We start from the raw sequence: 14,191 nt of genomic DNA, 5'->3' as shown, positions 1-14,191 counted from the left end.
GGGCGCTGGATTCGATGAGCTACCTGGCCGCGGCCGGCGGCAGGTTCACCTGCGGTGGATGGGCACCGGGCGGGGGCGGCTGCGGTCGACCCCCTCCGGGCCGCAGTTGCTGGGTGGGGGCCTCACCGGGCGTCGGCGGCCGGCCCAGCGGACCTTGATTGCCAGGACGTGCCCATGGGTCGTTCGATGGTCCTTGCGGGGTGGTCACTCTGGTGATTCTGCCTTAAAACGCGGAGTGAAGGGCGAGCGGTTACGCAGCACCCCGATGCTGTCGCGCGCTTTGGCGACGTTGTCGACGTCGATCTCGGCGATCAGCAGCTGCGGGTCGTTGCCGGCGGCCGCAATCACTTGACCCAGCGGGGAGGCCACCAGGCTGCCGCCCACGCCGGTGGGTGCACCGGTGCTGGCCAACTCGTCACCCGGATACGCCTGTCCGGCCGCGGCCAGGTAGCTCATCGAATCCAGCGCCCTGGCCCGGGCCAGCAACGTCCACTGTTCGAGCTTGCCCGGACCGGAACCCCAGGACGCGCACGCGACGATCAGCTGCGCCCCCCGCCGCGCGAGTTCGACATACAGCGCGGGAAAACGGATGTCGTAGCAGGTCGTCAATCCCACCGTGACGTCGTCGACGGTGACCAGCACGGGTTCGCTGCCGGGTGCGACGGTGCGCGACTCGGTGAAGCCGAAGGCGTCGTAGAGGTGGATCTTGTCGTAGTAGACGAGGGGAGGGCCGTCCGACTCGTGGCCATTTGCTCCGCGGGGACGTGCCGCGATCACGGTGTTCTTCACGCGCCCGTCGTCGGCCGGGGTGAACATGCCCGCGATGACGGTGACGCCGGTGTCGTAGGCGATCTGACGCACACCGTTGGCCCAAGGGCCGCTGACGGGCTCGGCGATCGGTTTGAGCGGGACCCCGAAGCGGCACATCGTGGCCTCCGGGAACACGACGAGCTTGGCGCCCGCGTCGGCCGCCCGCTGCGCGTACTCCCGGACCAGGCCCAGATTCGCCGCGGGATCGGTGCCGCTGAGGATTTGCGCCAACGCGATTCGCATGTCGCCAGCTTATGAGTTCAGCCGGTCAGGACTGCTTGGCGATCCACTGCGTGGTGAAGCGCTGTTCGATGTTCACCAGCTCGCTCAACTGATTGCCGATGAGCCGTTCCAGTTTCCCGCCGATGAACGGAATCCGTACTTGGATGCTGACCTGAAGTTTCAGGCGGGAATTGCCGGATTCGACGGGTTCCAGCACGCCGGTGCCCCACAGGTTGACCGGCGCACCCACGATCGACCCCGTAATGGACGCGGTGGCGATGCCGTCCCGGACCGGACCCCAGGTCTCTTGCCGCCGCACACTCAGGTCGCCCCGGTGCAGCTGGGTGACCAGGCCGGGCAGGTTGTGGCTGCACACCGTTTGCAGGGTCACCACCTCGATGGTGCCGTCGTCGCCGGATTCACCACCGAGCCGCATCGACTCGATGGCGGCGATGTCGACGGGAGTCTCCGCCAGCCTGGCGGTCCAGTAGTCGGCCTCATGGAAAGCTTGGTATACCTCTTCGACGCTGCCCTCGTAGTCGGCCGACATGTCGAATGAACGCGGCATATCAGGTGAGGCTACCGTTACCGGGCGTGGTGGGTTCCCACTTTGCCGGTGCGCGCGTCGAAGAATTTGTGCCGTTGGCACCGTTGACCACGCTGCGCGTGGGGCCGGTGGCACGTCGTGTAATTACCTGCGACAGCACCGATCAGGTGATCGCCGTGTTGGGGGAACTGGACGCTGCGGCCCGCGCCGGTGTCGGCGGTGTTCCGTTGGTGTTTGCTGGTGGCTCGAATGTGGTGATCGGCGACGCGATTGCCGACCTGACCGTGGTGCGGCTGTGCAATCGCGGTGTCACGGTGGACGGCAACCGGGTGCGTGCAGAGGCCGGTGCGGTGTGGGACGACGTCGTGGTCACGGCCATCGAGCACGGGCTGGGCGGGCTGGAATGCCTGTCTGGCATCCCGGGGTCCGCCGGAGCCACCCCGGTACAGAACGTGGGCGCATACGGCGCGGAGGTGTCGGACACCATCACGCGTGTCCGGATGCTGGACCGCGGCAGCGGGGAGGTGCGGTGGGTGCCCGCCGGCGAACTCGGCTTCGGTTACCGCACCAGCATCCTCAAGCGCGCTGACGGCCTTCAGACGCCCGCTGTCGTGCTGGAAGTGGAATTCGCACTAGATCCGTCCGGCCGCAGTGCTCCGCTGCGCTACGGCGAGCTGACCGCGGCCCTGGGCGCGTCAAGCGGCGAACGTGCCGACCCGCAAGCCGTCCGCGCCGCGGTCCTGGCGTTACGGGCCCGCAAGGGCATGGTGCTCGATGCGGCCGACCACGACACCTGGAGCGTTGGCTCGTTCTTCACCAACCCGGTGGTCCCGCCGGAGGTCTTCGAACGCCTTGCCGCACGGGTCGACGGGCCCGTGCCGCACTATCCGGCGCCGGACGGAGTCAAGCTCGCCGCCGGCTGGCTGGTCGAACACGCCGGGTTCGGCAAGGGCTATCCGGGTGCCGACGCCCGGTGCCGGCTGTCCGCCAAACATGCGCTCGCCCTGACCAACCGCGGGGAAGCCACCGCCGAGGACGTGATGGCTCTGGCGCGCACGGTCCGAGCGGGAGTTCGTGACGTGTTTGGTATCACATTGCAACCGGAACCTGTGCTGGTCGGTTGCGTCTTATAGCCTTTTCGGACCCCTCTGGCGCGTTGCTGCGGGGAGGGATAGGCTGTTCGGCCCGGTATCTTTGGTTCTCGTGAACACATCCGAGACACCCCAGGGTGGGGTGCCGATCAACCGTCGCCGGGTGTTGGCGGCGCTTGGGATCGGCGTGTTTGCACCAGGCGTATTGGCCGCTTGCTCCGGCAAGACGCTCACTCAGCAGGCCGAGGAGAAGCCGCCGCCGGAGCCCCGTCTGACGTACACACCGCCCAACGCGACCGAAGACGTGCTGCCAGTCGCCCATATCGGCGTGCAGATCGAGAACGGCTGGTTCCAGCGGGTGGCGCTGACGAACTCGGCGGGCAAGGTCATCGCGGGCGAGTACAACCGGGATCGCACCGTCTACACGATCACCGAACCGCTGGGCTACAACACCACCTACACCTGGAGCGGTTCGGCGGTGGGGCACGACGGCAAGGCCATCCCGCTGACGGGCAAGTTCATCACGGTCACGCCGAGCAAGAAGATCAGCGGAGCATTCCAGCTCGCCGACGGGCAGACGGTGGGAATCGCGGCGCCGGTCATCATCCAGTTCGATGCGCCCATCGCCGACAAGGCTTCCGTCGAGCGGGCCCTCACGGTCACCACCAACCCGCCCGTCGAGGGCAGCTGGGCGTGGTTGCCGGACGAGGCCAAGGGCGCTCGAGTGCACTGGCGGCCCCGCGAGTATTACCCGGCCGGCACCACCGTGAACGTGGACGCCAAGCTGTACGGCGTGCCGTTCGGCGACGACGCATACGGCGCAGAGGACATATCGCTCAACATCCAGATCGGGCGCCGTCAGATCGTCAAGGCCGAGGTCAGTTCGCACCGCATGCAGGTGGTGACCGACGCCGGCGTCATCATGGACTTCCCCTGCAGCTACGGCGAGGGCGACTTGGCGCGCAACGTGACGCGCAACGGTATCCACGTCGTCACCGAGAAATACTCCGACTTTTACATGTCCAACCCGGCCGCGGGCTACAGCAACGTTCACGAACGCTGGGCGGTGCGCATCTCCAACAACGGCGAGTTCATCCACGCCAACCCGATGAGCGCTGGCGCACAAGGCAATTCCAACGTGACCAACGGTTGTATCAACCTCTCGACGGAGAACGCGGCGGAGTACTACGCGACGGCGATGTACGGCGACCCGGTCGAGGTGACGGGCAGTTCGATTCAGCTGTCCTACTCCGACGGCGACATCTGGGACTGGGCGGTCGACTGGGACACCTGGCTGTCGATGTCGGCGCTGCCGCGGCCGTCGGGTCGTACGCCTGGGACTCAGATTCCGGTCACCGCACCGGTCACGCCCTCGACGGCGCCGACGTTGTCGGGCACCCCGACGACTTCTAGTTCTGGGCCAGGTGGTTGAACCGGCGCGTCGCTGACGCCTGATCGCGCGGCCGGATGATGATCTGGTCCAGGTTCACGTGCGGCGGCCGGGATGCCACGAATCCGATCACTTCGGCGACGTCGGCGGCCACCAGCGGGGTCATTCCCGCATACACCGCGTCCGCGCGTTCTTGGTCGCCGGAAAAGCGCACCAGGGAGAACTCGGTCTCCACCGCGCCCGGGGCAATTTCGGTGAGCCGCACCGGCTTTCCCAACAATTCACCGCGCAGCGTGCGGTGCAACGCACCCTGGGCGTGTTTGGCGGAGGTGTAGCCGGCGCCGCCGTCGTACACCTCGAAAGCAGCTATCGAGGTGACGGTGACCACCAGGCCGTCGCCGGATGCGATCAGCTTGGGCAACAGCGCGCGGGTGACCCGCAGGGTGCCCAGCACATTCGTCTCCCACATCCACTGCCAGTGCTCGAGGTTGGCGTCGGCCACGGGCTCCAATCCCTTGGCGCCGCCGGCGTTGTTGACCAGCACATCGACGCGGTCCAGGCCGTCGGCCAGTGCTTGGACCTGCTCATCGTTTGTGACGTCAGCCACAATTGCGGTACCGCCGATCTCCTTGGACAGGGCCTTGATCCGGTCCGTCCGGCGCCCTACCGAGACCACATGAAACCCTTGGGCCGCAAGGGTTTTCGCGGTTGCTTCGCCGATTCCAGAACTGGCGCCGGTGACGACCGCCACCCTGTTCTGCGCGTTTTTAGCCGTCACAAGAAATAACTCTAATAAACGTGCTAAATTCCAGACGTGCACCACAGCGCCTGGTTCAACACGACGACCGCGTGTCTTTGCGCGGCTTGTGCGTGTTGTTGCTGCGCACTTTGCCGCGCCTGATCCCAGTCGATTCAGCTTCAGCAGGTGTGGCCCGAGGGCCCGGCTAAACCAGGACAAGGACAAAAACCAGTGCACTCACACACTCTTTCCCCGCATTCTCCCATCCGTCGCCCTCACCCAGCGCGGACGCACCGCCACGTGGCGCCCCCCGCGCTGCATCTGTCAGACACCGCAGCGGCGGCCGTCTTCCGGGCCGTGCGGCTGCGTGGTCCGGTGGGCCGCGACGTCATCGCCAAGGTCACCTCGCTGAGCATTGCGACGGTGAATCGGCAGGTCATAGCCCTGTTGGACGCCGGCCTGCTGCGTGAGCGCGCCGACCTGGCGGTGTCCGGTGCGATCGGACGGCCACGGGTTCCGGTGGAGGTCAACCACGAACCGTTCGTGACCCTGGGCATCCACATCGGCGCCCGGACCACCAGCATCGTGGCGACCGATTTGTTCGGACGCACGTTGGACACCGTCGAGACGCCAACGCCGCTCAACGCCGCGGGAGCCGCGCTGACATCGCTCGCCGACAGCGCCGCGCGCTACTTGAGGCGCTGGCACCGGCGTCGGCCGCTGTGGGTCGGCGTTTCCATCGGTGGCGCCGTCGACAGCGGTTCGGGTCATGTCGACCACCCCCGACTCGGTTGGCGACAAGCGCCGGTGGGTCCGGTGCTGGCCGACGTGCTCGGTCTGCCGGTGTCGGTCGCTTCGCACGTCGACGCCATGGCCGGGGCCGAACTTCTGCTCGGCATGCGACGTTTCGCGCCCACCTCGCCGACCAGTCTGTACGTCTACGCGCGCGAGACGGTGGGCTATGCGCTGGTGATCGGTGGCCGGGTGCACTGCCCGGCCAGTGGCCCCGGCACCATCGCGTCGCTGCCGGCGCACTCCGAATTGCTCGGCGGCAGTGGACAATTGGAATCCACCGTGAGCGACGAGGCGGTGCTGGCGGCGGCCCGGCGACTGCGGCTGCTGCCCGGCGTCACGCCGGTAACCCGTACCAACGGGTCGGCCGCCGCGATCACCGACCTGTTGCGGGTGGCACGTGCCGGCAACACGCAGGCCAGAGAACTGCTGGCGGAACGGGCCCGGGTGCTGGGTGAGGCGGTCGCGCTGCTGCGGGACCTGCTCAATCCCGACGAGCTGGTCGTCGGCGGCCAGGCCTTCACCGAATACCCCGAGGGCATGGAGTACGTGGAGAAGGCGTTCGCCGCCCGTTCGGTGCTGCCGCCGCGTGACATCCGGGTCACCGCCTTCGGCAACCGCGTGCAAGAAGCCGGAGCCGGCCTGGTGTCGCTGGGCGGGCTCTACGCCGACCCGCTGGGCGCGATGCGTCGTGCGGGTGCCTTGCAGTCCCAGTTGCGCGAACCGCAGCCGGAGGCCCTCGCCTAGCACGCGGCTGACCTGCGGCAGCAGGGCGCCGCGCAGCATCCTGTAAAGATGACTGTGTGCACTTCGACGATTCAGTGGTGGATGGCCCGCAACGGGTAGCCCTATTGGCGGTGCACACTTCCCCACTGGCCCAGCCGGGGACCGGGGATGCTGGCGGGATGAACGTCTACGTGCTGCAGACCGCGTTGCACCTGGCCCGCCGCGGCATCGAGGTGGAGATTTTCACCCGCGCCACCGCCTCGGCGGATCCGCCGGTGGTTCCGGTGGCGCCCGGCGTGCTGGTGCGCAACGTCGTTGCCGGACCGTTCGAGGGGCTCGACAAGTACGACCTGCCCACGCAGCTGTGTGCGTTCGCGGCGTCGGTGTTACGCGCCGAGGCCGCGCACGAGCCGGGCTACTACGACATCGTCCACTCGCACTACTGGCTGTCCGGCCAGATCGGCTGGCTGGCCCGCGACCGCTGGGCGGTGCCGCTGGTGCACACCGCACACACGCTGGCCGCGGTGAAGAACGCGGCACTGGCCGACGGTGACTCGCCTGAGCCGCCGCTGCGTACCGTCGGCGAGCAGCAGGTCGTGGACGAGGCGGACCGACTGATCGTCAACACTGAAGACGAAGCGCAGCAACTGATTTCGCTTCATCACGCCGACCCGGACCGGATCGACGTGGTGCACCCCGGTGTCGACCTGGACGTGTTCCGGCCCGGGGATCGGCGGACGGCTCGGGCTCGGCTCGGGCTCGGATTCGACGAGCAAGTGGTGGCTTTCGTCGGACGCATTCAGCCGCTCAAGGCACCCGACATCGTGTTGCGCGCCGCCGCGCAGTTGCCGGGGGTGCGCATCATCGTGGCGGGCGGGCCGTCGGGCAGCGGTCTGGCCGCACCCGACGGACTGATCCGGCTGGCCGAGGAACTCGGCATCGCGCAGCGGGTCACCTTCCTGCCGCCGCAGTCCCGCACCGAGTTGGCCTCGTTGTTCCACGCGGCCGACCTGGTGGCGGTACCGAGCTATTCGGAGTCGTTCGGCCTGGTCGCGCTGGAGGCGCAGGCCTGTGGGACGCCGGTGGTCGCGGCCGCGGTCGGTGGTTTGCCGGTGGCGGTGCGCGACGGCGTGACGGGCGCGCTGGTGGACGGGCACGACATCGACCGGTGGGCTGCGGCCATCGACCGTCTGCTGCAGCTCCGCCCTGGTCCGCAGGGGTGGGCGATGAGCCGCGCGGCGGTCGAGCACGCGGCGGGGTTCTCGTGGGAAAACACCACCGATGCTTTGCTGGCCAGCTATCGGCGGGCGATCGCCGACTTCGCCGCCGAGCGGGCGCTGCGGCGCGATGACGTCGTATCGGACCTGGCGGCCGCGCGGAAGCCGCGTCGCTGGGCGCAGCGCCGCGAGGTGCGCGCGTGAGTTCGCCCGAACCGGGCAGCGCCGAGCGCGTGCAGCAAGTCATCGAGAAGGCGCTGCAAGCCAGCGGTTTGAACTATCAGCGGCACGCCGGCGCGCACGGCGGGCTGCCGGGGCTGATCGTGGAGTTGCCGGGGGAGCGCAAGCTCAAGACCAACACGATCTTGAGCATCGGCGAGCATTCGGTGCGTGTCGAGGCGTTCGTCTGCCGAAAGCCCGACGAGGACCACGAAAGGGTCTACCGGTTCCTGCTCAAGCGCAACCGCCGCCTGTATGGGGTCGCCTACACCCTGGACAACGTCGGGGACATCTATCTGGTGGGCCGGATGTCGCTGGCTTCGGTCACCCCCGACGAGATCGACCGGGTGCTCGGTCAAGTGCTCGAGGCCGTGGATTCGGACTTTAATACGTTGTTGGAGTTGGGTTTTCACTCGTCAATCCAGAAGGAGTGGGAGTGGCGGGTGTCGCGCGGGGAGTCGCTGAAGAACCTGCAGGCGTTCGCTCATCTGATCAACGATGACGAAGACCACCACGAGGACGAAAGCGACGACGCCAAGCGCGCGTGAGAGACTTTCCGGCATGGGTGAAACTGCCACGCTGGTACTGCTTCGCCACGGCGAGAGCGATTGGAATGCCAAGAACCTTTTCACCGGCTGGGTCGACGTCGGCCTGACCGAGAAGGGCCGCGCGGAAGCGGTGCGGGGCGGCGAACTGTTGGCCGAACATGACCTGTTGCCCGACGTGCTCTACACGTCGCTGCTGCGGCGGGCGATCACCACCGCGCATCTGGCGCTCGACGCCGCCGACCGGTTGTGGATCCCGGTGCATCGCAGTTGGCGCCTCAACGAACGCCACTATGGCGCGCTGCAGGGCCTGGACAAGGCCAAGACCAAGGAAAAGTACGGCGAAGAGCAGTTCATGGCCTGGCGACGCAGCTATGACACCCCGCCGCCGCCGATCGAAAAGGGCAGCGAGTTCAGCCAGGACGCCGACCCCAGGTACGCCAACATCGGCGGTGGCCCGCTGACCGAGTGCCTGGCCGACGTGGTTGCCCGCTTCCTGCCCTACTACACCGATGTCATCGTGCCTGACCTGCGGTTGGGCAAGACGGTGTTGATCGCCGCGCACGGCAACTCGTTGCGGGCGCTGGTGAAGTACCTCGACAACATGTCCGACGAGGAGATCGTGGGGCTGAACATCCCGACGGGCATCCCGCTGCGTTATGACCTGGACGCCGACCTGCGGCCGACGGTGCCGGGCGGCACGTATCTCGACCCGGAGGCCGCCGCGGCCGGCGCGGCGGCGGTGGCCAGTCAGGGCGCGGCCAAATCCTGAATTTGGGCGCTGGTAGGGCGCTAGGCTAAACGGCGCGTTAACAAAAGCCGAATACCTGCCGCTCAGTGTGTGACTTGTCCGAATTTGGCCTCGCTCAGCTAGGGCAGTGTTCACCTGATTTGTAGGATTTCGCTTGTGACTGTGTTCTCGGCACTGTTGCTGGCCGGGTTCTTGTCCGCGTTGGCGCTGGCCGTCGGAGTGGCGGCAGGAGTCCGGCTGGCGCGGCGGGCTGATCAGCGCCGGCAACGGGTGGCCACCGAGTGGACGGGGATCACCGTCGCGCAGATGCTGCAACAAATCGTGGCGCTGATGCCGCTGGGTACTGCAGTGGTCGACACCCACCGTGACGTCGTCTATCTCAACGACCGGGCCAAGGAGCTGGGCCTGGTGCGCGACCGGCAACTCGACGACGACGCCTGGGACGCGGCGAAGCAAGCCCTGCGCGGGGAGGACGTCGAGTTCGACCTGCTGCCGCCCAAGCGGACGGGTGGCCGGTCCGGATTGCAGGTGCATGGGTACGCCCGGCTGCTGAGCGAAGAAGACCGCCGGTTCGCGGTGGTCTTCGTCCATGACCAATCGGACTACGCCCGCATGGAAGCGACCAGGCGAGACTTCGTCGCCAACGTCAGCCACGAACTCAAGACCCCGGTCGGCGCGATGGCGCTGCTTGCCGAGGCCATGCTGGCCTCGGCGGACGACCCCGAAACCGTCCGCCGATTCGCCGAGAAGGCGCTCGTCGAGGCCACCCGCCTGGGTGACATGGTCACCGAACTCATCGAACTGTCCCGGCTGCAGGGTGCCGAGCGGTTGCCCAACGTCGTTGAAGTCGACGTCGATACCGTTGTGGCCGAGGCGATTTCACGTCACAAGGTGGCCGCAGAGAACGCCGACATCCAAGTTCGTACTGACGCCCCCAGCGGATTGCAGGTGCTCGGTGACCAAACCCTGTTGGTCACCGCGTTGGCCAATCTGGTGTCCAATGCGATCGCCTACTCGCCATCTGGGTCTTCGGTGTCGATCAGCCGCCGCAGGCGGGGCGACAACGTCGAAATCGCTGTCACCGACCGCGGCATCGGCATCGCGCTGGAGGATCAGGAAAGGGTTTTCGAGAGGTTCTTCCGCGGGGACAAGGCCCGGTCGAGGGCAACCGGCGGGAGCGGGTTGGGGCTGGCCATCGTCAAGCACGTCGCGGCCAACCACAACGGCAGCATCGGCGTGTGGAGCAAGCCGGGAACCGGATCGACGTTCACGTTGTCCATTCCAGCGGCGGGGGCGGGGCCGGACACGACGCTGCAGGCGGACAACGCAGAGAAAACTGAGCAATCAAAGGGTCCTGAAGTGCGGCCCAGCAGGTCACAACGAGAGGAAGAGCTGAGTCGATGACCCGCACTGACGACGTCAAGCTAGGCGAGAAGAAGGAGTGGCGCGAATGACGAACGTGCTGATCGTGGAGGACGAGGAGTCCTTGGCCGATCCGCTGGCGTTCTTGCTGCGCAAAGAGGGTTTTGAGGCCACGGTGGTGAACGACGGTCCCTCGGCGCTTGCCGAGTTCGACCGGTCCGGAGCCGACATCGTGCTGCTCGACCTGATGCTGCCCGGGATGTCGGGAACCGACGTGTGCAAGCAATTGCGTGCCCGGTCAGGCGTGCCGGTCATCATGGTCACCGCGCGCGACAGCGAGATCGACAAGGTCGTCGGCCTCGAGCTGGGCGCCGACGACTACGTGACCAAGCCGTACTCGGCGCGCGAATTGATCGCCCGGATTCGGGCGGTGCTGCGCCGCGGCGGCGACGACGACTCGGAAGTCAGCGACGGCATCCTGGAATCCGGGCCGGTCCGGATGGATGTGGAGCGACACGTCGTCTCGGTTAACGGCGACCCGATAACGTTGCCGCTCAAGGAATTCGACTTGCTCGAATACCTGATGCGCAACAGTGGGCGGGTGTTGACCCGCGGCCAGCTCATCGACCGGGTCTGGGGTGCGGACTACGTCGGCGACACCAAGACGCTCGACGTCCACGTCAAGCGTCTGCGGTCCAAGATCGAGGCCGACCCGGCCAACCCGGTGCACCTGGTGACCGTGCGGGGCTTGGGCTACAAGCTCGAGGGCTGAATCGGCGGACGGCCCTGACCGACCGCAAAATGTGCTGGCGCACGCGCTATCAGTGCGGAGGCTCCGGACGGGGGTTCAGGGTGTCCGCGTCCCATGTGATCCGCTGATCGGGGGGGCACCGGAAGTGCTTCCAGTCCGTCGTCCTCGAGGATTGCCCGTATGCAGGGTCGGCTCGCACCGACATACGTGCTCATCAGGTCGACGTCGGTGGCCACACACCACTGCCGATCGCCGGCCCACCACAAGTTGGCCGTGCGGCCGGGTATCGCGAACGGCTCGGTGGCGTCATCGATGGACCCGGCAACCAAATACATCGGACGGTTCGGCAGTTCGATGAGGTCGGCATCAGCGATGTGCAGGTCGCCGTAGCCGGTCCACAGCGCATACATCACCCGGTCGACCTTCGAGCATCGCTGCAACACGCCGGCGAGCGCTGCGGTGGTCGGCACCGGAAGGCGGCCGGTATCCGGTCGACGGGCCCAGAGCCCAGGCTGACTTTGTGCCTCCCATGACCCGACCAGCGAGCCCCACTCCATGGCCGGGTGCACGATCCGACCGTTGGCCTGCGCCACCGCCCGCCACGTGATGGGGCGCTGCGGTTCGGGCGCGTCTGCCCCGTATGCGGGATGAAATATCCGCGCGTAGGCCTCGAAAACCGGTGGGAGACAAGACGCGACGTCGTACGCAAAGTTGCGTATCGCGTCGAGTAGCCAGTGCTGGGAAGCCGTCACCGGGCCCGATCACCGACGACGTGATCGGCGACCGCCAGCGACATTGCCATGATCGAGACCTGCGGGTTGACCTCGGGGCAACTGGGCAGGATCGACGCGTCGGCAACCCACACCCCGTTGATACCGCGCAACCGCCCGCGCTCGTCGACGGGACATCCCTGGGTGTCCGAACCCGCGGCTGCCGTCCCGGTGGGGTGGAAAGCGGACAGGTGCAAGTTCCGTGGATTGGTGCGCGCCAACACATCCCGCAGTTCGGTCTCGGAATGTACCGTCGGCGCACCGGGTAAACCGGTGAGCACCTCGACCGCGCCGGCGGCGAACAGCAGTTTGCCAATTGCGGTCAGTGCGACTCGCAGCTTGGCAACGTCCTCCTGCCTGATGTTGTAGCGCACCACGGCCTCACCGCCCACCGACAGCACCGAGCCGACCCCTTTGTCGGCCACCATCGCGCCGAACGTGGCGATGTTGTGGGACCGGTCCAGCCAGCCCATCAACTCCGGGCCATACCCGGGGAAGATGATCGACCCCATGCCCGGAGGTGTGGAGGTGGCTTCGATGAGCACCCCGTTGGATTCGTGGAATTCGTGGACGGCGGCGCTTTGCAGCACGCCGCGCCACGAGTAGACGTCTTCCTCGAAGCGCCCGGCCAGGGCCGTGGCGGGGTGCAGCGCGAGGTTGCGTCCGAGCCGTGGGTGCCCGCCAAGGTCGCTGCGCCGCAGCAACATTGGCGTTTCAATGGCCCCGGCGGCAACGATGACGGTGTCGGCGAGGATGTCGATCACGGTGCCGTCGGGACGGCGTGCCCGCACACCGCGGGCGCGCCCGTGTTGGTGCAACAACCGTTCAGCGCGCGCGTGGGAGATGATCCGTGCCCCGGCCGCACACGCCTGCGGCAGCGCGTTGAGGTGCACGCCGAACTTCGCGTTGCGCGGGCAGCCAAGCGCGCACTGACAGCAGCCACCGCAGCCCGGCGCGTTGCGGGGGATGGGCGCCGCCTCCCAGCCGAGCTTGTCGGCGCCCTGCAGCAGCAGATTCCCGTTGCGTCCCATGATGTTCAGCGGCACCGGCGCCACTTGCAGCGTGCGCTCAACGTCGTCAAGGTACGCGCCGAAGCCCGCGGGGTCGGCCAGGCCGAGGCCGAACTCGTCGCGCCAACGCTTTTGCACGGCGACCGGCGGCCGGAAGCAGGTGCCGGAGTTGACGACGGTGGTGCCGCCGACGGCGCGACCCATCGGCAACACCACCGATGGACGGCCCAACGCGACGGTCGTGCCGCCGCCGCGGTACAAGCCGGCGTAGCGGTCGATCGGATGGGTGGTGCGGAACTCCTCGACCGTCCAGCGCCGCCCCTCCTCGAGCACAATCACGCTCATGCCGGACTGGGCCAGGGTCCGCGCGGCCATCGCCCCGCCGGCGCCGGAGCCGACGATGACCGCATCCGCGGTGACGACGGATGGGCTCTCCGCGGACGGTGTGACGTCCAATGCCGCGTCCGGGCGCACCACGGCGTCGTCCTGGGCGCGGGACAGCAGTTCCGAGGCATAGGTGTCGGCGCCGTTGGCCAGGAGCAGCACGATCTTCAAACTCTCCAGAGCGGTCCCGGCCTCGGGGTTGAGTGCGGCGACTCGCCGCAGCACCTGCGCCCGCTCGTGTGGGGTGAGGCGCGCCAGCGACCGGCCGGTGGTCAGATAGCTCGCCGCCGACAACGAGGCCAGCCCGGCTTGGATGGCCAGCCGGGTCGGCGTCGGCAACCGCTTGAGGTAGCGGTCGACGCGCTGGACGAGTTCGGCGGAGGACGGGCCGCCATGCTCCTCGGGGAGCAGCGCCGTACCGAACGAAGCCGTGGCCCGGTGCGCGAGCCGGCTCATCTTCGCCGTCCGAGCGCGCGGCCAAGTTTGAGGAAGAACGGGTAGGTGGCGAATATGCCGCCGGCCGCCGCGTGTGCGGGCCAGTCGATCTCATCGGTGTTCACGTTGAAAACGCCGCTGTTCCACATGAAGTCGCGGCCATTGCGGGAGCGGAATGGGCGCCACAGGAAGCCCAACCCGGGCACGTTGTTGTAGAGCCCGAACGAGCCGGCGAAAAAGACACCGAGGGTGGCGGCTTCGGCGACGTCGCGGCGGTCTGGCGGCACCCGGCGTTCGATGAGCGCACCCGCGATAACCAACAGCGGTGGATCCAGCGCGAAACTCATTGGGGCGTCCTTAAGTTCGTAGGTGCAGTTACTTCGTGTTGTTACGTTGTGCTGTGACCCGGGCGGGTCGGGTGAGGTTGTTG

The 14,191-nt window shown here is 67.4% G+C and carries 14 protein-coding genes; 8 read left to right on the top strand and 6 right to left on the bottom strand.

Going from position 1 to position 14,191, the window contains the following annotated elements:
- Positions 1-204: 204 nt before the first annotated feature.
- Entirely contained in the window at positions 205-1,053 is an 849-nt protein-coding gene (locus BST27_RS27635) for a carbon-nitrogen hydrolase family protein (protein WP_069421518.1), read from the bottom strand.
- Positions 1,054-1,078: 25 nt separating this feature from the next.
- A complete protein-coding gene (locus BST27_RS27630) occupies positions 1,079-1,600 on the bottom strand; it encodes a DUF2505 domain-containing protein (RefSeq protein WP_069421517.1) in 522 nt (173 codons plus the stop codon).
- Here BST27_RS27630 and BST27_RS27625 point away from each other — a divergent pair.
- Together BST27_RS27625 and BST27_RS27620 are read left to right on the top strand one after the other, a co-directional pair.
- Complete coding sequence (locus tag BST27_RS27625) at positions 1,588-2,712, top strand: UDP-N-acetylmuramate dehydrogenase (protein WP_069421516.1); 1,125 nt, start codon at positions 1,588-1,590, stop codon at positions 2,710-2,712. The genes BST27_RS27630 and BST27_RS27625 overlap by 13 nt on opposite strands.
- Positions 2,713-2,755: 43 nt before the next feature.
- Positions 2,756-4,102, top strand: a complete 1,347-nt coding sequence (locus tag BST27_RS27620) for a L,D-transpeptidase (protein ID WP_197518187.1) — start codon at positions 2,756-2,758, stop codon at positions 4,100-4,102.
- Here BST27_RS27620 and BST27_RS27615 read toward each other — a convergent pair.
- On the bottom strand, positions 4,080-4,838 hold the full coding sequence (locus BST27_RS27615) for an SDR family NAD(P)-dependent oxidoreductase (protein WP_069421514.1): 759 nt from the start codon (positions 4,836-4,838) through the stop codon (positions 4,080-4,082). The genes BST27_RS27620 and BST27_RS27615 overlap by 23 nt on opposite strands.
- 192 nt (positions 4,839-5,030) lie before the next feature.
- On the opposite strand from BST27_RS27615, the gene BST27_RS27610 reads away from it, so the two are divergent.
- The 6 genes from BST27_RS27610 (at position 5,031) to regX (ending at position 11,183) form a co-directional block, all read left to right on the top strand.
- Positions 5,031-6,338, top strand: a complete 1,308-nt coding sequence (locus BST27_RS27610; protein WP_079220170.1) for an ROK family protein — start codon at positions 5,031-5,033, stop codon at positions 6,336-6,338.
- 56 nt (positions 6,339-6,394) lie between these two features.
- Complete coding sequence (gene mshA / locus BST27_RS27605; RefSeq protein WP_069421513.1) at positions 6,395-7,738, top strand: D-inositol-3-phosphate glycosyltransferase; 1,344 nt, start codon at positions 6,395-6,397, stop codon at positions 7,736-7,738.
- The gene (locus tag BST27_RS27600) at positions 7,735-8,301 is read left to right on the top strand and encodes a type III secretion system chaperone family protein (RefSeq protein ID WP_069421512.1); all 567 of its coding nucleotides are present in this window, start codon (positions 7,735-7,737) and stop codon (positions 8,299-8,301) included. Before mshA ends, BST27_RS27600 begins: the two co-directional genes overlap by 4 nt.
- Before the next feature lie 13 nt (positions 8,302-8,314).
- Positions 8,315-9,070: a phosphoglyceromutase gene (locus tag BST27_RS27595; RefSeq protein ID WP_069421511.1), complete on the top strand. Its 756-nt coding sequence runs from the start codon at positions 8,315-8,317 to the stop codon at positions 9,068-9,070.
- Positions 9,071-9,205: 135 nt separating this feature from the next.
- Entirely contained in the window at positions 9,206-10,453 is a 1,248-nt protein-coding gene (locus BST27_RS27590) for a sensor histidine kinase (protein ID WP_139805409.1), read from the top strand.
- A gap of 46 nt (positions 10,454-10,499) precedes the next feature.
- Positions 10,500-11,183, top strand: a complete 684-nt coding sequence (gene regX, locus BST27_RS27585) for a two-component sensory transduction protein RegX (protein WP_069421509.1) — start codon at positions 10,500-10,502, stop codon at positions 11,181-11,183.
- On the opposite strand, the gene BST27_RS34150 is transcribed toward regX, so the two are convergent.
- The 3 genes from BST27_RS34150 to BST27_RS27570 are packed head-to-tail and all read right to left on the bottom strand — an operon-like array spanning position 11,165 to position 14,108.
- Positions 11,165-11,914, bottom strand: coding sequence for a hypothetical protein (locus BST27_RS34150; protein ID WP_079220171.1), 750 nt, complete (start codon positions 11,912-11,914; stop codon positions 11,165-11,167). The genes regX and BST27_RS34150 overlap by 19 nt on opposite strands.
- Entirely contained in the window at positions 11,911-13,782 is a 1,872-nt protein-coding gene (locus tag BST27_RS27575; RefSeq protein ID WP_069421508.1) for a GMC family oxidoreductase N-terminal domain-containing protein, read from the bottom strand. The genes BST27_RS34150 and BST27_RS27575 overlap by 4 nt, the downstream gene beginning before the upstream one ends.
- Positions 13,779-14,108, bottom strand: coding sequence for a hypothetical protein (locus BST27_RS27570; RefSeq protein WP_069421507.1), 330 nt, complete (start codon positions 14,106-14,108; stop codon positions 13,779-13,781). The genes BST27_RS27575 and BST27_RS27570 overlap by 4 nt, the downstream gene beginning before the upstream one ends.
- Positions 14,109-14,191 lie beyond the last annotated feature (83 nt).

This window comes from Mycobacterium intermedium (assembly GCF_002086275.1).
GTDB classification, from domain to species: Bacteria; Actinomycetota; Actinomycetes; order Mycobacteriales; family Mycobacteriaceae; genus Mycobacterium; species Mycobacterium intermedium.
The sequence above is the reverse complement of the archived record's forward strand: the minus strand, read 5'-3'. Positions and strand labels throughout refer to the sequence as shown.

Coding starts and splice junctions, on each gene's coding strand:
- BST27_RS27630 (WP_069421517.1), bottom strand. CDS start 1,600: ATGCCGCGTTCATTCGACATGTCGGCCGACTACGAGGGCAGCGTCGAA.
- BST27_RS27570 (WP_069421507.1), bottom strand. CDS start 14,108: ATGAGTTTCGCGCTGGATCCACCGCTGTTGGTTATCGCGGGTGCGCTC.
- BST27_RS27625 (WP_069421516.1), top strand. CDS start 1,588: ATGAACGCGGCATATCAGGTGAGGCTACCGTTACCGGGCGTGGTGGGT.
- BST27_RS27575 (WP_069421508.1), bottom strand. CDS start 13,782: ATGAGCCGGCTCGCGCACCGGGCCACGGCTTCGTTCGGTACGGCGCTG.
- regX (WP_069421509.1), top strand. CDS start 10,500: ATGACGAACGTGCTGATCGTGGAGGACGAGGAGTCCTTGGCCGATCCG.
- BST27_RS27635 (WP_069421518.1), bottom strand. CDS start 1,053: ATGCGAATCGCGTTGGCGCAAATCCTCAGCGGCACCGATCCCGCGGCG.
- BST27_RS27595 (WP_069421511.1), top strand. CDS start 8,315: ATGGGTGAAACTGCCACGCTGGTACTGCTTCGCCACGGCGAGAGCGAT.